General features: G+C 44.6%; 21 protein-coding genes and 1 tRNA gene. 5 read left to right on the top strand and 17 right to left on the bottom strand.

Features of this window, described 5'->3' with window-relative positions; translation table 11 throughout:
- The coding region (locus OSCIL6407_RS31230; RefSeq protein WP_148288955.1) for an ATP-binding protein at positions 1 to 1,379 on the bottom strand (1,379 nt) is incomplete at its 3' end.
- A 268-nt stretch (positions 1,380 to 1,647) separates the two neighbouring features.
- On the bottom strand, positions 1,648 to 2,199 hold the full coding sequence (locus tag OSCIL6407_RS0125050; RefSeq protein WP_007357573.1) for a GNAT family N-acetyltransferase: 552 nt from the start codon (positions 2,197 to 2,199) through the stop codon (positions 1,648 to 1,650).
- A gap of 241 nt (positions 2,200 to 2,440) precedes the next feature.
- On the opposite strand from OSCIL6407_RS0125050, the gene OSCIL6407_RS0125045 reads away from it, so the two are divergent.
- Both OSCIL6407_RS0125045 and OSCIL6407_RS0125040 read left to right on the top strand, forming a co-directional pair.
- Entirely contained in the window at positions 2,441 to 3,751 is a 1,311-nt protein-coding gene (locus OSCIL6407_RS0125045) for an AAA family ATPase (RefSeq protein ID WP_007357574.1), read from the top strand.
- On the top strand, positions 3,736 to 4,368 hold the full coding sequence (locus tag OSCIL6407_RS0125040) for an RloB family protein (RefSeq protein WP_019487811.1): 633 nt from the start codon (positions 3,736 to 3,738) through the stop codon (positions 4,366 to 4,368). The genes OSCIL6407_RS0125045 and OSCIL6407_RS0125040 overlap by 16 nt, the downstream gene beginning before the upstream one ends.
- Before the next feature lie 169 nt (positions 4,369 to 4,537).
- On the opposite strand, the gene OSCIL6407_RS0125035 is transcribed toward OSCIL6407_RS0125040, so the two are convergent.
- The 4 genes from OSCIL6407_RS0125035 to OSCIL6407_RS0125020 form a co-directional block, all read right to left on the bottom strand.
- Positions 4,538 to 4,611, bottom strand: a tRNA-Pro gene (locus OSCIL6407_RS0125035).
- Positions 4,612 to 4,659: 48 nt separating this feature from the next.
- Positions 4,660 to 5,025 carry a DUF1818 family protein gene (locus tag OSCIL6407_RS0125030; RefSeq protein ID WP_007357576.1) on the bottom strand — a complete coding sequence of 122 codons (366 nt, stop codon included), beginning with the start codon at positions 5,023 to 5,025 and terminating at the stop codon, positions 4,660 to 4,662.
- 2 nt (positions 5,026 to 5,027) lie between these two features.
- Entirely contained in the window at positions 5,028 to 5,663 is a 636-nt protein-coding gene (locus OSCIL6407_RS0125025; protein WP_007357577.1) for a hypothetical protein, read from the bottom strand.
- 17 nt (positions 5,664 to 5,680) lie between these two features.
- Positions 5,681 to 5,917 carry a DNA-directed RNA polymerase subunit omega gene (locus OSCIL6407_RS0125020; RefSeq protein ID WP_007357578.1) on the bottom strand — a complete coding sequence of 79 codons (237 nt, stop codon included), beginning with the start codon at positions 5,915 to 5,917 and terminating at the stop codon, positions 5,681 to 5,683.
- A 193-nt stretch (positions 5,918 to 6,110) separates the two neighbouring features.
- On the opposite strand from OSCIL6407_RS0125020, the gene OSCIL6407_RS0125015 reads away from it, so the two are divergent.
- Together OSCIL6407_RS0125015 and OSCIL6407_RS0125010 are read left to right on the top strand one after the other, a co-directional pair.
- Positions 6,111 to 6,818 (top strand): GDSL-type esterase/lipase family protein, encoded by a 708-nt coding sequence (locus OSCIL6407_RS0125015; protein ID WP_007357579.1) that lies wholly within the window; start codon positions 6,111 to 6,113, stop codon positions 6,816 to 6,818.
- Between the two features lie 186 nt (positions 6,819 to 7,004).
- The gene (locus OSCIL6407_RS0125010) at positions 7,005 to 8,645 is read left to right on the top strand and encodes a SpoIID/LytB domain-containing protein (protein ID WP_007357580.1); all 1,641 of its coding nucleotides are present in this window, start codon (positions 7,005 to 7,007) and stop codon (positions 8,643 to 8,645) included.
- A gap of 151 nt (positions 8,646 to 8,796) precedes the next feature.
- Here OSCIL6407_RS0125010 and OSCIL6407_RS0125005 read toward each other — a convergent pair whose 3' ends face one another.
- The gene (locus OSCIL6407_RS0125005; protein ID WP_007357581.1) at positions 8,797 to 9,096 is read right to left on the bottom strand and encodes a ferredoxin; all 300 of its coding nucleotides are present in this window, start codon (positions 9,094 to 9,096) and stop codon (positions 8,797 to 8,799) included.
- A 485-nt stretch (positions 9,097 to 9,581) separates the two neighbouring features.
- Here OSCIL6407_RS0125005 and OSCIL6407_RS0125000 point away from each other — a divergent pair, with 485 nt between their 5' ends.
- The gene (locus tag OSCIL6407_RS0125000) at positions 9,582 to 10,583 is read left to right on the top strand and encodes a Gfo/Idh/MocA family protein (RefSeq protein WP_019487810.1); all 1,002 of its coding nucleotides are present in this window, start codon (positions 9,582 to 9,584) and stop codon (positions 10,581 to 10,583) included.
- A gap of 252 nt (positions 10,584 to 10,835) precedes the next feature.
- Here the strand turns inward: OSCIL6407_RS0125000 and OSCIL6407_RS0124995 are convergent, their stop codons facing one another.
- The 10 genes from OSCIL6407_RS0124995 to OSCIL6407_RS0124945 form a co-directional block, all read right to left on the bottom strand.
- Entirely contained in the window at positions 10,836 to 11,231 is a 396-nt protein-coding gene (locus OSCIL6407_RS0124995) for a hypothetical protein (RefSeq protein WP_007357583.1), read from the bottom strand.
- A 29-nt stretch (positions 11,232 to 11,260) separates the two neighbouring features.
- A complete protein-coding gene (locus OSCIL6407_RS0124990; RefSeq protein WP_007357584.1) occupies positions 11,261 to 12,073 on the bottom strand; it encodes an SDR family oxidoreductase in 813 nt (270 codons plus the stop codon).
- Between the two features lie 264 nt (positions 12,074 to 12,337).
- Positions 12,338 to 12,499, bottom strand: coding sequence for a hypothetical protein (locus OSCIL6407_RS35600; RefSeq protein ID WP_155523426.1), 162 nt, complete (start codon positions 12,497 to 12,499; stop codon positions 12,338 to 12,340).
- A gap of 57 nt (positions 12,500 to 12,556) precedes the next feature.
- Positions 12,557 to 13,306, bottom strand: coding sequence for a GDYXXLXY domain-containing protein (locus OSCIL6407_RS0124985; RefSeq protein WP_007357585.1), 750 nt, complete (start codon positions 13,304 to 13,306; stop codon positions 12,557 to 12,559).
- Between the two features lie 151 nt (positions 13,307 to 13,457).
- Positions 13,458 to 14,861 (bottom strand): DUF2157 domain-containing protein, encoded by a 1,404-nt coding sequence (locus OSCIL6407_RS0124980; protein WP_007357586.1) that lies wholly within the window; start codon positions 14,859 to 14,861, stop codon positions 13,458 to 13,460.
- 182 nt (positions 14,862 to 15,043) lie between these two features.
- Positions 15,044 to 15,682, bottom strand: coding sequence for a Uma2 family endonuclease (locus OSCIL6407_RS0124975; protein ID WP_007357587.1), 639 nt, complete (start codon positions 15,680 to 15,682; stop codon positions 15,044 to 15,046).
- Between the two features lie 72 nt (positions 15,683 to 15,754).
- Complete coding sequence (locus tag OSCIL6407_RS0124970; RefSeq protein ID WP_007357588.1) at positions 15,755 to 16,429, bottom strand: ATP synthase subunit B family protein; 675 nt, start codon at positions 16,427 to 16,429, stop codon at positions 15,755 to 15,757.
- Positions 16,430 to 16,541: 112 nt separating this feature from the next.
- Positions 16,542 to 17,024, bottom strand: a complete 483-nt coding sequence (gene coaD, locus OSCIL6407_RS0124965) for a pantetheine-phosphate adenylyltransferase (RefSeq protein ID WP_007357589.1) — start codon at positions 17,022 to 17,024, stop codon at positions 16,542 to 16,544.
- A 221-nt stretch (positions 17,025 to 17,245) separates the two neighbouring features.
- Positions 17,246 to 18,118 (bottom strand): M15 family metallopeptidase, encoded by an 873-nt coding sequence (locus OSCIL6407_RS0124955; RefSeq protein ID WP_007355022.1) that lies wholly within the window; start codon positions 18,116 to 18,118, stop codon positions 17,246 to 17,248.
- Positions 18,119 to 18,399: 281 nt separating this feature from the next.
- Positions 18,400 to 18,690: a helix-turn-helix domain-containing protein gene (locus OSCIL6407_RS0124945; protein WP_007355023.1), complete on the bottom strand. Its 291-nt coding sequence runs from the start codon at positions 18,688 to 18,690 to the stop codon at positions 18,400 to 18,402.
- Between the last annotated feature and the right edge of the window lie 70 nt (positions 18,691 to 18,760).

Here is an 18,760-nt window from a genome sequence, read left to right as displayed (position 1 = left end):
CCCTGCTCCCCCGCTCCCCCGCTCCCCCGCTCCCCTGCTCCCCCGCTCCCCTGCTCCCCCGCTCCCAGTCTATCTCTCTCCCGCCGCGCCTTTTGATAAGGTGCAGCCGCCCTCAAAGTCGCATCAACCGCAATCCGTCGCACGGGGCCTTTAGGCAACATCGGCTTAACGTAGCGGCCTCGATCTTCCGAAAAAATGACGCTACGACTTCCTGACTTACCCTGACGGTTAGCCATTTGAGCAAATAAAAGCACCGTAGGATCGAGCACTACCCCTTCTGGATCGAACAAAAATTCTTCAGGAATGCTCATCTCTTCCTCTTCTGGAGGCTCTCGATCTTCATCCTCATCCTCATCCTCATCTTCATCTTGCTCTTCCTCCGACTGATCTTGAGGTGGCGGCGGCGGTGGCGGTGGCGGTAATTCGTCTGGCGGAGTTTGAACGATCGTAGCGCGGGGTACAATTACCAATTCTACGGCGCGGCGCAAATCGTCAGCCGTGACATCAGTACGTCCCTCCAAAGCCGCCGCAGCTTTAGCTACTCGCATCGCGAATAATTCGGCTCGATGTCCCTGTACGCCGCCACGAATGGATTCTTCTACCAAATAGGCGATTTGTTCGCGCTGAATGCGGACATCTTTGAGCCATTCTCGCGCTAGTAAAATCTGAGTTTTTAAGTTATCAATATCTTCTGTATATCCATCGAGAAAAGCTTGGGGAGAAATAGAATAGGAGAGGGCAGACTCTACAGCTTGCACTCTTTCCTCTAATCCCAGAAGAGCATCGGCGGAAAGCGCGATCGCAATTCTATCTAACAAATGTTCTCTCAGCGGGCCTTCTTCGGGGTTGTAGGTAGCAATAAATAGCGGTTGGCAAGGATGTTCAAAGCTAATTCCCTCTCGCTCAATCCGGTTGCGACCTTCGGTTAAAACAGTCAGCAATTGGTTAGAAATATTGTCATCGAGAAGATTGATTTCATCGACGTAGAGCACGCCTCGGTGCGCTTGGGCTAATAATCCCGGTTGAAATGCGGTTTCACCTAGTTTTACAGATTGCTCGACATCAACTGAACCTAAGAGCCGGTCTTCTGTGACACCTAAAGGAATTTGTACGAAGGGTGCGGGAATGATTTTGGTTGCTAATTCTTCTCCTTCCCTTGGTTCCTCGTTACAGATGGAATCTTTAATGATTTCAATCGGTGGTAGTAAACAATGTAAGGCTCTTGCCATGACAGATTTTGCAGTACCTCGGCGGCCTGCGATCGCGACTCCTCCCAATCCCGGATCGATTGCGGCCAAAAGCAGGGCTAATTTAATCGCCTCTTGCCCCACAACGGCTGTGAGGGGAAAGGCAGTCATAGTAGATGTAAATTGAGTCATTATTTCTATTATTTTTTAATCCGCTTTGCCTATTACTACTTTAAAGCAAAACGCGACCAGACACAAATCCCCTGGGATTATCCTCTCAAACCCATCTGGAAAAATGGCAGCTTATTACCTCTGACACTCATTAATTTATCAACTATTACTTGACAAAGTTCCATCTTAATTACCCAATATTAATCGTATAATCCACCCCAAATTACTATAGAACTGTATTCATTAACGGGAATAGGAATAAGAATTAGCATAATGCGGTCAGGCATCTTTAGATAGTAGATAAATTCTCCCAGGTTTCTCGTATAAGCTGCCATTCAATTTGGTTCCATCCTCGCGTACTCATCCAATCTGGACTGGCTGGCGTACCGATTACAACGAATCCATAGCGTTTTGCTAACCTGGATATGCGCAAATTAGCACTGACAGAAATACCGCGAATTTCGTTTAACCCCAAATCGCGGAACCCAAATTCAATTAAAGCTTTCCCAACCTCAATAGCATAGGCGTAACGCCCCCAAAACTGAGGTGCTAACTCAATACCTAGTTCTGCTTGTTCGGGGCCATAACTATCACGGCGCAAACCACCACAGCCAACTAATTCTAGAGTACGGCGATCGACTATAGCAAGCTGATAATTGCGCCGAGGGTGTTCAGTTGCCCATTCCCTAAACCTTTGAAGTAGGTCGCGGGTAAAGCTGGGTGTAACTTCTTCTGGCGCACAGAATTCAGCATAGCGAGGGTCAGCATGATAGGCCAAAAATGCAGGTTCATCTTCTCTGGTAAAATCCCGTAGGAGAAATCTGTTAGTAACGATTTCCATAGCTAGCGCTCTCACCTGCTCGATCGATCGGAATCGAATATTGGTCTAGTTCAGTTTAACCCGTCCCGCGATTCATCCAGTGTGGCGCGATCGCGCTAGGGCTTCACTGGGTGAAAGGATAGTTGGAGTAATAGCGTCACAATAAGATGATCGTCTTTCATCTGAAAGAAGGAGATTCACTCAAACTAGGGTATAATTATCGTGAATAAGTCACGTAAAATAGCCTAACGGAAGCCAAATCATGCTTGTAGACTTCACAGTCGAGAACTATCGCTCCATCAAAGAGCCTGTCACTCTTAGCGCAGTGGCACAGCGTTCTCGTCAGGGTAGTCAAAGCAGTAAGAATAAGCGAACTAAGACAGATAATGAGATTACACCGGGATACCAAGTTGAAGGATGGGACATTGAAATTTTACCTGTTTTAGCAATCTTTGGTGCTAATGCTTCAGGTAAAAGTAATGTTATTCAAGCTTTAGATTATTTGTTGCTACTTATGGCTCATGGTAGTCAAGAATTAGCAGGAGCTTCCCGTTTATTTAAGTATGCAAAACCTACTCCTTTTAGATTAGATGGTACTTCTTCTAAAGAACCGACACGCTTTGAACTCCGAACACTATTCAATAATAATATTTACACTTATTCTTTAGCAATTAATCAAAATCTCATAATCTCAGAAAGTTTAGAGTATAAACTTGCCGAAACAAAGCGTTCTCGGATTTTATTTCAACGTAGATGGAATGAAGAGTTAAAGAAAAACCTATGGAAGAATGGTTCAGATTTCTCTGGCTCTCATACTCAGCTTCAAAAAAGTGTTAGAGAGAACGAATCATTTATCAGCATATTATTAAAACTTGAAGTAGATGTGGTTGAGCCACTATGTATGTGGCTTAGAAATCGCTGGTCAGGAATTAGCTTAGGACATGAATCCTACGACCTTTTTCATACTATGACCTTATATGAAGCAACTATTTCTACGTCATTACAGATCCACAAAAAAGCCTTAGATATAATCAAAAAATTTGATACTGGGCTTTCAGACATACAAATTCAAAAGAAAGAAGATGAGAACTTTGAGTTTGATATATATGCTTTACATAAGACTAATGAAGGGCATGAAGTTAGATGGCTTTTTGAAGAGGAATCTCTTGGCACTCAACGGCTTTTCAGTCTCGCATATCGGATGATTTTAGCTTTTTATACAGGTGATTTAATACTAATTGATGAATTGGGAAATAATATACATCCCAATATTGTGCGTAGTATTGTTAGAATGTTTCAGAATCCTAAAATGAATCGGGAATATGGACAGCTAATTCTTACTAGCCATGACAATACATTACAGAGAAATAATTTGCTGAGACGAGATCAGATTTGGTTTACACAAAAGCGTTCAGACCAAAGTACAGAGTTATATCCATTAACAGATTTCCATGTACGGAATGATTTGGCAATTGATAAAGCTTATTTAGATGGCAGATTTGGGGCTGTTCCTTTTCTACCATCTGATGAAGAAATGATTTTGGAAGGTGAAGAGAAGTGTCAAGAAAGCTAAATCGTCAAAGACCAAGCAAAGAAATTGGTCAAAAAATATTGATTGCTTGCGAAGGAAGTAAGACAGAACCAGGTTATTTTGAAAGTATCCGCAGAGAACTACGTCTCTCTACTCTAAATATTATTGTTCTGCCTCATCGTGGTAGAACTGATCCGCGTAGCATTATTGAACTTGCAATTGAAACCCGCCAAGAAATGAAGCGAGAGCGAAGCTGGACTCAAGGAGACAAAGCTTGGGCAGTTTTTGATGGAGATGAGCATATCGAGCAAAATTATGAAAATTGGGAAAGTGCAATTAATAGGGCTAATAGTCAAGAGATTCATCTAGCAATTACAAACCCATGTTTTGAGTTTTGGTATCTAATTCATTTTCGAGATTATTTTGCACAAATTACTCGTGATAAAGCGAAAGCTCTGTTGGGAGAACATATTTCTAACTATGAAAAGTCAATGTGTCTTTACCCAGAACCATTAAAAGAGTTAACCCCCCAAGCTATTCAACGTGCAGAGCGAATTGCAGCGCAAATTGAGCGTGATGAATTGCGTGAGTATTCAAATCCTTGTTGTAGTAAATTACCCGCTCTCGTTCAAAGTCTATTGAATTTGCAGACTCGTTAGAGCAGTTGTCCCTTAGCAAAATACTTGTTTTCGTGTTGGGTATATTTTTAATCTTACGCCCCAATTTTATAATTAATCCTCCCCGTGTCAGTCCTAATTCAGAATGAAGTGATTAATAAAAAAGACTCTTAAAACGTCAAAACCTGCTCCAAAAAGCAGGTTTCAACCATCGGAGCGGCGGGATTTGAACCCACGACCCCTACTACCCCAAAGTAGTGCGCTACCAAGCTGCGCTACGCCCCGACACATCTCTTCAATATATCATCAATATCAAGTAAAGTCAAATAAAATTCAAAAAACTTTTAAAACCTGTGCCGCCTGTACTAAACCAGGAACCGCCGCCGCCTCCCAAGAACTCTCGCACCGCCGTCCCGCATTCAAAATCAACTTTATGCTGTAAGCTTCGGGATAACCTTCGGCCTGCATCCACAGCAAATCGCTTTCCACTTCACAGGCGATTTTCTCCTCATCCATTAACTCAGCAGCCATCAAGCTCATCGTTTCGGCTAACTGCCCCAACAATCTGCAAAAATCATTCAACTCTGCCTCTGTCAACTCGATCGCCCAATCATCCCCACCCACTAAACCCTTAAATTCCGCCGCCTTGGGGTTCCATCCTAAACGCCAACCCGCACCAGTCTTAATTACGCGCTCCATGCTTACGGCATCAATAGCTTGGCATCCCCTGGTTGTGGTGCTGGTGGTACTTGTGAAGGCGATCGCTCTTGACTCCCACCCGCAGCAGGTACGCTCGGAGCATTCCCATTAAAAATATCCACTAAAACTTGAATCAAAGTATCCCGCTGAGCGCGATTGAGGTCTTGAATCACAGTGCGATCGCGCTCCATTGGATTTAACCGCAACACATCACCCCCTGGATACACCGACTCTTCCAAAAACTCAGGAGTCACCCCCAAATAGTCAGCTAAAGTTAGCTTCCAATCCAGACGATAATTACCAGGGCGACCCTTGACAAATAAATGATAGCGAATCAACCGCCCTACCAAAGTATTGTTCGGATCGACTTTCCCAGTCTCCTTTGAAACATAATTATTTTCCTTTGGAAAATCAGGCAACTGTTGATAAACCAACCGCCATACCTCACTCACCCGCAACTCCTGTAGAGGTTGCTGAGCCAACCGCTGCACCTGAGTTGGTTGGGGACTCGCCATAGTTAAAGGCGATCGCGCCGAAACACTCAATTCCCCTGATTCAAAAATCCCCCCCAAAACAGTGAGACACGCCACACTCAGAGCGACGATCGCAAAACTCAAAACTCGCTTAAAATTGCTCACAGTTTTCGACAGAACTCCTACCTCAAAGGCTCCCCAATAATTTCCTCTTGCGTCAGCTCATCGGACATCTCAAAAATCGCCCGCATCACCGGCTTCATCAAGTGGTCATCCATATTATCAAAATCTTCATAGCGACGGCGTTTGGCGCGGTTCGCCACTTGTACCGTAATTCGGTAGCGATTAGAAGCTGCATTGATCAACTCCTCCGCCCTACGGGTTAACTGAGTTGAATCGAACGTTGGACGCTTAAGCATGAGACTAACCACCTTACTATAGTGTTACATTCTATTTTACTATGTCAAGATTCTTGACACTGCCAACGGCATTACGCAAAAGTATAACATTTGCTAATCCCATCCAATGCCGTTCAGACCTGAAGGCGCGGACAACGCTGTACTCAGTTCGGGAAATAGTTCTGTAAATTCTTTTACTCACTTTTTTTAGATTATGGCAGCAGTAGCCTATTCATTTCCTCGGTTGCATCAAGTAAATCCTCATCCCCTCAAACTGGTAGCCTTGGGGGACAGCTTAGTTTATGGCTTTGGCGATCACGAAGGCGGCGGCTGGGTAGAGCGACTGCGGCGGTTATGGATGTTGCCCGATAGTCCGGGTCATGTCCTCTACAATTTAGGAGTACGAGGCGATCGCGTTTATCAAGTTGCCCAACGCCTCGAAAACGAATTTCGCCATCGAGGAGAATTGAGAAATCGCCTCCCAGATGCGATTATCCTTTCAGTAGGCATTAACGATTCCCCCAGAGTTCAGTTACCTCACGGTCGCAACTATACTGAATTCGAGCATTTTAACACAGTTTTGCATCACTTGTTAGACCATGCCCATCAACTTTGTCCAGTCCTATTTGTCGGCATGGTTCCTGTTGATGAAAACAAAATGCCCTTTCAAAAATGCTTGTACTACAACCAGGCAGACCAGTATAAATATAAAGAAGCCACTTGCCAAGCGTGTTTGGAACGCCACATTCCCTATTTAGATATCTTTGAAAAATGGCTAAGTCGGGGTAAGGATTGGTGGCATCCTCGCCTCTCTGAAGATGGCATTCATCCTAATGTACTCGGCTATCAATCTTTACTCCAAGATGTCCTCCAGTGGGAACCCCTTGACCAAATAGCTAAACAAAAAATTGTTAATTGTTAACTGTTAACTGTTAACTGTTAACTGTCAACTGTTAACTGTATTAGGTTGTGTCTGCGTAAGTCCGATCTCGTTAATATTAATCAAAGTTAGATCGATTTTTGTCAATACCTCTGTAGACGCATAAACTTGTGCTACCCTACAGTTCTAAGGAAGTACCAAATTTCCAGTTCTAGGAGGCAGTTAACTTTGCTAGCTCAACAAGCTCAAACTTCGCTTTTTAAGTATTTCAGTATATCTGTCCAGCTTTTTACTGCTTTTTGCCTTCTAGGACTTGGTAGCGAGTCTAGTTTCGCGCAGACTCCCAAGGATCGAGATATCAAAATCGGTGTGGTGCAGAGATTTGGTACTAAACCAACGGACAAGCTGACGCTGAAAGCTACCCCAGGCTCAAGCCTAACTTTGCGTTACCAAACTCCCAAGGGAATAGAAACAGCTAACACTGCCAGTGTCAAATTAGAAGTGGCGATGAAACCGCTACCTGCACCTGTAGTCGATGAACGAGTTATACTCAGCGCTCACCGCAGTTTTGAGAGTGCTGAAGATAGCGCTAATCAGTGGCGAAATCGGGGAATTGAAGTAGAAATTGCTCAACCGGAACGCTGGCAAGTTTGGGCGAAACGAGATGTTTACAAAACTCCTTTATTGCGGCGATTGTTGTTAGAAAGTTTACAGGCTCAAGGCAATAAAACCGCTTTTATCGATACAAAAATTGTCAAGCAAGTACCGCAGGCATTCTGGGTTTTAAATGGCTTTCGCTATAATCGTAATCAGTTGAAGGTGACGGCAGGAAACGGAGTAATTGAGGTGGTGACGGGAACAACTCCCAGTTATGAGAATACTCGCCGCTACGGGGGAAGTTTACAACTTCAAACTAATGCTTATGGTACTTATACTTTAGTCAATGACGTACCTGTAGAAACTTATTTGCGGGGAGTTGTACCGCACGAAATCGGGGCATTCTCGCCCTATGCTTCGATTGAAGCTCAGACAATTCTGGCGAGGACTTACGCGCTGAGAAATGTGCGTCGCTTTGCTGTTGATAATTATGAATTGTGTGCAGATACTAATTGCCAAGTTTACGAAGGATTGACTGAGGTATATCCTGAAACTGATAGGGCAATTTCTGCGACGCGCGGTTTGGTGGTAGCATATAATAATGAACTGGTAGACGCGCTTTATTCTGCGGCTAGCGGCGGGATTACGGCTACTTTTGGCGATGTTTGGCATGGCCCAGAACGACCTTATTTGCGATCGGTGATTGACGCACCAGGTAATGTTTGGGATTTATCTAAGCAGAGCTTGGCAAATGAAGCGAATTTCCGGCGATTTATGAGCCTGAAGAAGGGGTTTAATGAGGAAGGTTCTGATGCCTTTCGCTGGCGGGAAGAAACTAGCTTAGAGGCGATGACTGCATTTCTGAAGCAATATTTTCAGAAGAAACAGAGTCCTCTGGCTAATTTTAAAACGATTAAGCAGGTGTTAGTTACGGAGCGATCGCCTGCGGGTCGAGTTTTGAAAATGACCGTGCAAACTGATGCAGGTAAAATTGAGATTGATAAAGATGAGATTCGCAACGCTTTTGAGCCGCCAATCAGTACGCTGTTTTATTTAGATCCAGTCTACAATCCCGATAAATCGATTAAAGGATATGCCTTTGTGGGAGGCGGTTTCGGTCACGGTGTGGGGATGAGCCAAACTGGGTCTTATAACTTGGCTAAATTGGGTTGGAATAGCGATCGCATTCTCAACTTTTATTTTCCAGGGAGCAAAGTTGTCCCCCTCGATCCCTCTATAGTTTTTTGGCGATCGCCCGAAAATAAAAATTAGTAAGGTGGGAATTGCCCACCCTACTACTGAAAACAATCGTCTGTTGCTGATTTAGTCTGACTACATTTAACTTACATCTTCAGGGAAAGCAGGATACTGACCCCATAGCGATCGGCATAGATCCCAAGATGCAAGCAAAAGATTTTTTAGCTTAGTACAGAGATTCTTCTTGGTGGGTTTGGATAGTACAGTCAGACTTGGGATAAGCCACGCAGGTTAAGACAAATCCAGCTTCAATCTGATCGTCATCCAAGAAAGATTGGTCAGACTGATCCACTTCACCGCTGGTGATTTTGCCAGCACAGGTAGAACAAGCACCTGCGCGACAAGAGTAAGGCAGGTCAAGCCCTGCTTCTTCAGCAGCGTCGAGAATATATGTATCTTCCTCAACGTCAATCGTGGAATTAATGCCTTCAGCTTCGTTGATGAGTGTTACTTTATAGGTTGCCATGCACTGATCCTCTCAAAAGTTTTATAAAACCGATAAGCTTGCCTAATACAAACCTGAATGTTCTATTAGCCCGTCAGGTTTGCACTTTGGTTAGTTTACTCTCTGATAGTAGGGGAAACTAGGAATTTTGCAACACTGATTTCATATATATTTTGAATGGGATTAGTTATAACTTTTTCTAATTTCATCTTGATTACTTATACTTATGCTATAGCAACCGCCAGGGCGGTTAGGGGCTAGGGTAAGAAGGGGCTAGGGGCTACGATGCTCAGGGCTAGGGTAAGAAGAGGAAGAAGAGGAAGAAGGGGAAGAAGGGGCTAGGGGCTAGGGGCTAGGGGCTAGGGTAAGAAGAGGAAGAAGGGGAAGAAGAGGAAGAAGAGGAAGAAGGGGAAGAAGGGGATAGAATCAGCTAGTTTGGTGGAACTCAGAACGTCTTAATTGCCTTGGCGACTGCTATATTTTGGTTATTTTGCAGTGAGTTCCAGATGAATACTACCTCTCGCTTCTCGGCTAGTTCCCCTATTAGGGTGGGCATTGTTGGTACCGGTTTTACCGCTAAGCTAAGGGCCCAGACCCTGGAGACTGATGAGCGATCGCACCTGATAACCGTTGCGGGTCATAGGCCTGAGAGTACGGAAGCCTTTAGCGAACAATTCCAGATTGAGCAATCAGTTTCTTGGCGGAAACTAATAGAACGCGATGACCTAGATTTGGTAATCGTCTGTACGGTAAATCGAGATCACGGCGCGATCGCGCGGGCAGCCCTGGAAAATGGCAAGCACGTAGTTGTCGAATATCCCCTAGCATTGGACGCATCGGAAGCTGAAGGAGCGATCGCGATCGCACAGCAACAGCAAAAATTGCTCCATGTCGAACACATTGAACTATTAGGCGGTTTGCATCAAGCAATTAAGGAATATTTGCCGGCCATTGGCAAAATTTTCTATGTCCGCTACGTTACCATCAATCCCCAGCATCCTGTACCTCGGAAATGGACTTACCAACATTCCTTGTTTGGCTTTCCTTTTGTTGGTGCTCTTTCTCGATTGCATCGATTTACTGATTTATTTGGGGAAGTAGGGAGCGTTACCTGTCAAACTCAATTTTGGGATACGGAACCTGATTTTTATAAATCTTGTTTGTGCAGCGCTCAGTTGCGATTTACTAATGGTATTATAGCTGAAGCTGTGTATGGGAAAGGAGAAACATGGTGGCAGTCAGAAAATACTTTCACTATTTATGGTGAAGCTGGAAAGCTAATTTTTACGCCGGAATCTGGTCAATTAATCCAGGGAGAAACCACCCAAACTATTGAGGTTGGTACTCGTCGCGGCTTATTTGCAAAAGATACAACAATGGTGTTAGATTATTTACAAGAGGGAACGCCGCTGTATCTAAATTCAGAAGCTAGTTTGTATACTCTAAAAGTTGCAAATGCCTTAAAGAAAGCTGCGGAAACAGGAGAAAGTATTGCAATTAGTAATTGATTAAGCGATCGCTGACTTATTCCTTCCCGTTCCCATCTTTTTGCGCCCGCATCTCAACCAGCTTTCTTAAGGAACTGCTAATGCTACGTGAGTTCGGTACTTCCTTGTTTCCAGAGGGCCATCCTTCACGCTGACGGGAGCGATCGCCATCTGTCTCCTCGGTTTGTTTGGTCGTGGAACAAGATTTGCTGCGTCGGGAAGGGCAAGTCAATACCGTTGGCAGTCAGCTTGTTCTTAATGGCAGTGAGAACCTTATCCCGCGGTAAAAGACGTGAAATTACTGCGGTTCTTGAATTTAGGAAATCCCCTACCATCAAAGAAATTGGTATAGGCTGTGTCCAAGCGCTTAACATTTTGTTGCAGAACTGTTGCATCTAGTTGGGCATACCAAGGTCTAGCCATTTTCAATTCTGGCAATGCTGTAATCTGAATATCACCAGCACTTCGACGCGGATTTCTAGCCTTACCTTCTTTGTCAAACTTAGAATCTTTCCAAGGATTTCCGGTTGCACCACTTTTACTTACGAAACAAGTCAAGGGCGAAGCTTCACCCCTCGTCCTGATGTCACAATAATCGCCTTGGATAAACTGCTGATTGTATTGACTGATTCTATCATTTAAGCACCAGTTATACTGACTTCGCAACATATCTATCCAAGTTGCTGTTCTGCGTTCATCTAGCCCCCTGTGGCGAACCCTGGATACAGAGTCATGCCGCCGTCTACAAATAGAGTTTCACCATTCACATAATCTGAGTCATCCGAGGCAAGCCAAACAGCAGCTTTAGCAATGTCTGTTACATCTCCGACTCGTTTTGCGGGAATGAGTTTTAGTAATTTTGCTTCAGCTTCCGGCGTATCCCAGGCTGCTTTATTAATTGGGGTTTTAATAGCACCGGGTGCAATGCTATTGACCCTAATCCTGTGGGGTGCGAGTTCTTGGGCAATACTTTCCATCATCATGTGGATGCCGCCCTTACTGGTAGCGTAATTGACGTGACCCGCCCAAGGAATTACCTCGTGTACCGAACTTATACAAATGATTTTGCCTGCGGCACTGGAGATATCTGGCTTCACGCCCCGTTTGAGAAACTCTTTTGCGGCTTCACGGGCGCAGAGAAACTGTCCGGTTAGGTTCACGTCAATCACCAAATTCCAATTGTCGAGAGTCATGTCTACAAACGCTGAGTCTTTTTGCAGTCCAGCGTTGTTGATTAAGATGTCGATTGTGCCAAAGTGCTGGTACATTTGGTCAAACATTGACAAAACTTCCTCTTCCTTGGCGACATTTGCACCGATCGCGATCGCTTCCCCACCGACCGATTTAATCTCGCTGACAATCTTCTCTGCTGCTTCCTGTTGAGAATGGTAGTTGACTAAAACAGAAGCACCCGATGCAGCCAAAGCACGGGCGATCGCTTCACCAATACCAGAACTTGCACCCGTTACGAGTGCTTTTTGACCTTTGAGAAGATTAGGGGAATAGCTCATATTTTTTCCTCGTCTTGTTTTTTGGCGAAGTAAATTTGTATCAAGTTAAGTACGATTAACGATGATTTTTCCCATCTAAAACTATTAGTAAGTTAGTAAGTCCGGTACGAATATCAGCCAATTTAAAAAAGTCGTGCAATATTTATTTCCTGAACAACTTTAAGAATTTTTAGAAGTAACTTCGTCTATCTAATGGAGTATTTAGTCTCTATTTCTAAGGATAGAATTTTATGAATATTTAACACTTTCCTTGTTTCTTTAGATTTACTTTGCTTGTCGGTACGATCGCCTGCTTGATGGAGCGATCGCTACACCAAATCTTTTAAGATCGGGACTTACGCACCCAACCAGAGAAACCGGGTTTTTTGACAAAAATGCTTCGTTTTCACCCACAGATGCTCTCAAAAACCCGGTTTCTGGAGCCATGAGTGTAAGTCCTAATGATACCAACTCCGGGTTTAAGTAGAAAGAAGGGGGAATGCCTTAAAATCGATAATTGCGATCGCGCACCCATAGACTTATCGGTACTGCATTACCCTCAGTATCAATCTTCGTTTCGACTACAAAAGACTGTGGTTGCCTAGATTGAGTTTGAGTGATATCAGCATTGACTTCTTCGCGACGATTTTCCGGCATATAATAAGTTTCTAGCCCATATTCAACGCGCCATCCATTATATTTTCCCTTAATCGCCACCTGATTTGCGGGCAAGTTAGTGGACTTATTGAAGCTAACCCGCACTGGCTTCCAAGGCTTAGGACGACCAGAATTTGTCACCGTTTTAGGTGCTTCTAGAATTACGTAAATACTTGTTCCTGGCTTTAAATATTTCGGTGATTTTGAGCAATTAGTCTTGTTAGATTGACAAGTGAGCGAGTCATTTGGTAAATCTTTCCAGCCAGGGAGAGCATTAAGATTATTAGGATTAGAAATGTCATAGCCCAGAGTTTGGGAATATCCCCGCAAAAAGTCGTATGGATCTACGGGTGCTGTTTGAAGGATAACGGTCTTTCCTGTAATATGAGTATAAACTGCATGAGCTGGGACTGAGACAATTAGTGCTATTTGTAGCAGCAAGGGAACCCAGACTCTCCAAGCCGGTAATCTCTGTTCAGAAGCAGACAATTTGAAGGCTGAAGGCTCAACTAAATTCTCGTTTGCCAGCTCAGGATTAGTCTTTGAAATCTCTTGATTTTCAGAATCTACCACAGATTTCTCATTAGGTGATTTCATGGTAATGTACCTTTAATAGTTTATGGTTTGCAAGTTAAGCGTATTAGGCTAAACCTCTAGAACGATTAAGATAGATGTTTCGTAATTCCGTCCTCTGGGCAGTTCAATTACCGCCCAGAGGACGGCGTTATGCAAATTTCACCCTTCAAGATTACATTCTCATTTCTTCTTGCTTTTTCAGTCGGGCAAAGTGTCTCTCATACCAAATTCCAGCAGCAATTACACCAATTCCGCACAAAGCGAACACAAAAGATTTAAGCAGTAATTCAGTGTTGTATTCAAACAATCGGCTGATAATTTGTAGCGTTATCAATACCATCCCGCCCCAAAATGTAGCTCTATTTCCTAGTGCCAAACCTTCTCTAATTAGACCCACAGCCAAGAGGAATAATAACACATTAAAAATAAATGTGGCGAGGATGGGAATAGGAGTAAAAGTCAGATTCCAAAGATGAGTTAATGCCGTGACAGCTAGGAATCCAGCGATCGCATTCGTTGTCAAATCCACTCCCTGACGTTTGCGACTTTTTTTCTCTTGACGACCCAAACGCAGCCATTCAAACACAGTCAAGCCGGCGAGAAGCGCTACATCTAGCAAAGGAATCCAGTCTATTACAGTTCGATCGTTTATTGAGGTAGAAAAACTATTCCACAGCCCATAAAAAGAGGTCAGATAAAATAGACTGGCGAGAAATAGGAGTGCGAGAGTACGAGCAATAGGTTGAAATACTCTGCTGTGTGCTTGCGGCAAAATCAAGTCATCGTACCCCCACAGTAGAGCCGGAGGCAAAACGCAAGCGATCGCGAAACCCCAACCTCCTTTCAATTCCTGGGAAATAGAAACTTCTAGAGAAAAAACTATGGCGATCGCAGCCAGAGTGAAAATCGCACGGGAACGACACCAGTAAGCTAGTGGCACAAACATTAAACAGGCTACTACAGGAAAATGTTGCACCAATATATCAAGCCAAGAAAACTCGTCTTTTGACGACCACCAATCAAATACCCCCAGCCAATAACCCAATCCCATCAACAGAATGGCTACAACTCCCAAGGAAGTCAAACGCAGGCTATAAGCCATTGCCAATACGCCTAACCCCCAAACGAGGTAAAGACCGTAAGGAGAGCCGCCAATGTGGAACATTTGTGCCATCAGTGCCATATTTGCACCTAAGCTTAAAGCTCCTAACAGCAATAATCCTTCACCAAGTCGCTTTTGCCATCCCATCTGTTGTCTGCTATTAGATAGGGGAGTTCGCCATAGATAAAAGCCACCTGCATTGACTCCCACGAACACGCTCAGCAGTAAAACAACTCTGAACTCGCGAGGCCACTCTTGCCAATTGGCTGCTACAAAGGTAATTGCACCTAAGCCTAAGAGAATGCCACCCAAGCCAATTAAAATAGCGAGGAAACGATTGCGGGATGCTGTTTCTAGGCTATCGAATTGATAGCGATCGGAGAGTTGTTCGTATAATGGAGCGTTAATAAGTCCTTCTGCCTGCCAGAGTTTGGCTTCGGAGCGCAACTGGCGGCGAAATTTATCTGAAATCATTTGGTAAAAACCTTATTGACCGCGATTGCTTTCTAAAATGTGTCATCTATAAACGGATTTTTCCAGAAAGCTAGGACACCTCTGCAACTTGCACAATGGCTAATTGCTAATGGCTAATTGCTAATGGCTAATTGCTAATGGCTAATTGCTAATGGCTAATTGCTAATGGCTACCTTCTGAGACTAAAGATTTTCCCGTACCCAATTTTTGAAAGCTTGAATAGCGTAGGTTCTGCCAGCAACTTGACTCTGCTGAGCGTACTGATTCACCAGCTCGACAATTGGGATATTGGGGAAAGTGGGACTCACATCAGAATCAATATATTGTTGGGCTTGCAAGACATTGATTTGTAGCCCTCGTCGTGCGTATCGCCAAAGTTCCGGCACTCCTAGAACTTGATAATTATCCAACTGCGTGCGAGATGTGAGGTCAATTTCTATTGCTAAGTCTGGAGGAGGATCGACACTCAGATCGAGGCGGTTTTTACCGATAACCGCTGCTTGATTTTGAATGTAAAAACAGGTATCCGGTTCGACAGCCTGACTCATACGTTCATTTTTTAACGTTGTCGAACCCAACGACTCAAATGCTATTTGTCGTGCTTCCAACAAAATTTTTACCATGTCCCCAATAATTTCTTTGGCTTTTTCATGTTCGGCCAGAGGAACCATAATTTCTAACCGTCCGTTACTATAGGAAAGTCGAGAAGCACGTCGTTCTCCCAATTCCGCCAAAATATTTTCAAATTGTTGCCAGCTCACACCCTCAACCAGCAATTGCTGACCCGGTTGAATCCTCAATTGTCTTAACTCCAATAGCATAATTGTTCACCCATTTTCTCTACAAAATCTGGTAAACACTAACCACTAACCACTAACCACTAAACAATTAGTTTAATGTTTTTGAGGTGGTATATTGCTGTCTAACTGCTGCCTACCATTGCGGATCACGCGCAGCATTTCAGTTAGCTGTTGCTCGATATTGTCGAGTGCGTGGTCAGCGTAGTCATCAGCTCCATTTTGAATTTCTTCGCATTCAGCGATCGCTCTGGCTCTCATTTCCTCTAATTCTTGTTGAGCCTGATAGCGAATCTGTTCAATTTCTGCGATCGTAGCTTGCTGGATTGCCTCGCAATCCAATTGAACTTGTTGCCGTAATTGATCTGCTTCTACTTTTGCCTGCTGGATTAGGCCCATTTCGTTCAAAAGCTCAGAGGCCCGCTGTTCGGCTGCTGCGATGATTTCTTGAGCGTAGAGTTCGGCTTCTTGAACCAGTTCGTCTTTGTGGCGGATGATGAGTTCAGCTTCTTGAAAGGCGATCGGCAAATTCAGCCGCACTAGATCCAGTTGGTCGAGCAATTGTTCTTCATCGACAAGCGTGCGTCGAGTCAGGGGAATCCGGGGACTGTCGAGAACGATTTCCTCAAGGCGGTTGAGTTCCCGCTGAATATCTACCCCTGCTGTTCGCGTGGCTTCTCCGTAGGAGCCTACAGCTTGAGGCGATTCAGTCTCGGTGCTGTGTCCGTTATTATCGGGTTCGATGCGGGTTGAGTCCTGCTGGCGTAACATTTGCAAATATCCTATGTACTGCCTGTTGACAAGGGTTAAGGGCTGTTCACAACAGTTAACAGCCAACGGTCAATTTTTGCAACAAACCTAATGTATTCAAAATAGCTCATTTTTATGGTAAGTTTTTGTAACATTTATAAATATCTACAGCGACGTGCTTCGGTACAAGATGATCGACGGAACCCCCAAATCTGGCTATCTCTTTGACTACGCTACTACTTAAAAAGCTGTACTCGTTGGAAGTCGCCAGAAACACTGTCTCTATTTCGCCCAAGAGGGTTTTATTAGTATGGGCCATTTGGAGTTCCATTTCAAAGTCTGTTAATACGCGCAATCCCCGCAGCAATACTTTGGCTTGCCGTATTCTGGCGTAGTTTACTGTTAAACCCTCGAAGCTGGCTATTTCTACGTTGGGTAGGTGTTGGGTGGAGTGGCGAATCTGGTCTATCCTTTCTTCGACGGTAAATAGGGGGCTTTTATTAGGATTTCGTAAAACGGCTACTATTACTTGCTCGAAGAGTTTACAGCCTCTTTCGATAATGTCGAGATGACCGAAGGTAATCGGGTCGAAGCTGCCGGGATAGATTGCTATCACAAATGAGAAATATTTGGGTTACTCAGCAATTATAGGATATGGAGCAATGGAAGTTTTGAGAGATTGCTTCGTTGCACTCGCAAACCCTAAATCCTGCGAGTAGGCTACACCAACCCAGTTTTGAAGCGATAAGAGTAAGGAATCCTCCCCCATCTCCCCTGCTCCCCTGCTCCCCTGCTCCCCTGCTCCCCCGCTCCCCTGCTCCCCCGCTCCCCCGCTCCCTATCTCCCCTTAAGGGAATGGGCTTTATAGAAAGTTTCCAAGCTATGGCGATCGCCTACATATCTCCAGTGCCAGGGTTCGTAACTCACGCCTTGGGAATTGTTTTTAGGGAAGGACATCTCGAAGCTGAAGTATGCGGCATTGGCTTGCAGCCATTTGAAGGCGATTGTATTTTCAAAACTTTGGCTGAGGTTGGTTTCGGGAGCACTGCCGTCACCGATATCGATCGCGTACCCAGTGTGGTGTTCGCTGTAGCCGGGAGGGGCGCTAACTTCTGCTCGTTTGCTGGGTGCTTGTCCTCGTTCTGCTTTGATGTCGAAAAATACGTGCTGTTGGTCATCTACGGAACGAAAGCCGGAAATAGGGACAAAGTAGATTCCTTCTGCGGCGGCGGCGTTTGCCATTTCTTGATACTTGGCTGCTGCTGCTTTTCGCAGTTTGAGGCTACCGTCGGGGGTGATAGCTTGGATTTCGGAGAGGGGTGCTTCTTCGTAGGGGAGATGTCCTAGCAGGTTATCTGGGCTATTAGAAGCAACAGGCGTTGCTGGTGCAGAGGGTGAAGTTTGAGGGGATGGGGACGGTGAGGCGGGGCTGGTTGAGGCTGTTGAGGGCGAGCTTGCTAATGCGGCTGTGTTTTGTTCGCTTTGGGCGGAGGGAGAAGTGAAGGGGATTAAGTTATATCGCATTTGTAGCCACAGGCTGGCTGCTAATGCGATCGCACCTAATCCAGCCAATCTCCAGATTAGCCATTTTTTCTCTTGCTGACTGGTTTGAGGTTGTACGTCGGGGGTGTCGCGCACTGCCTCTGGAATGTCGTCGGCGGCAAGCTCTGAGGCTTTTGGAGGTTTTCTCTTTAGACTAGCGTTATCCAAGCCAGCTTCACTCCTGCACTTCAATCAAGGCTTAACGTTAAAGATTGTAACTGAGACTGGTAAATCCACAGCTATATCTATAAAACGTCATAAATTTTGTCTTATCTGGAATTTTACAGCAACCGCCAGGGCGATTACGGCAAGTCCAACTGTTACTTTTAGTCCATAATCCTTTACGGAGTAACATTTTTCCTTTTCCCTAGCCCTGAGCATCGGAGCATCGTAGCCCCTAGCTATACCTTACCTCTGGGGCGATCGCGATCGCCCCTTTGTTTGCTTTCTTAGCCACCTGCTCTAGAATCGGCAACCTCTGCAATTCCGTTGTCGATTAACCGCTTGGGTCTTCCCGGTTTGCGTTTGTGCCGCTGATTCATTGATTTTTGACTTGCTGTTGCCATCTCTTCTGGGGTACATTGAAACAACTGTAAGGCTTCTAGGTATTTGTTGGGGGTCATAGTGGGTTCTGTGCGCCCCGTTTCCCAGTTGCGAACGCTGGTTTCACTGATTCCAAGTCTGACTGCAACTTCTGCACGGGTTAGCCCCGCACGTTCTCTCAGGGCTTCCAGATCCATATTTTTGAGGCTCCCTCTTAAAATATCAAACTACTTTTTGAAAATGATTTTACATTATATAGCAAAATTA

This window comes from Kamptonema formosum PCC 6407, assembly GCF_000332155.1.
In the GTDB taxonomy this organism is placed as follows: Bacteria; Cyanobacteriota; Cyanobacteriia; order Cyanobacteriales; family Microcoleaceae; genus Kamptonema; species Kamptonema formosum.
The sequence above is the reverse complement of the archived record's forward strand: the minus strand, read 5'-3'. Positions and strand labels throughout refer to the sequence as shown.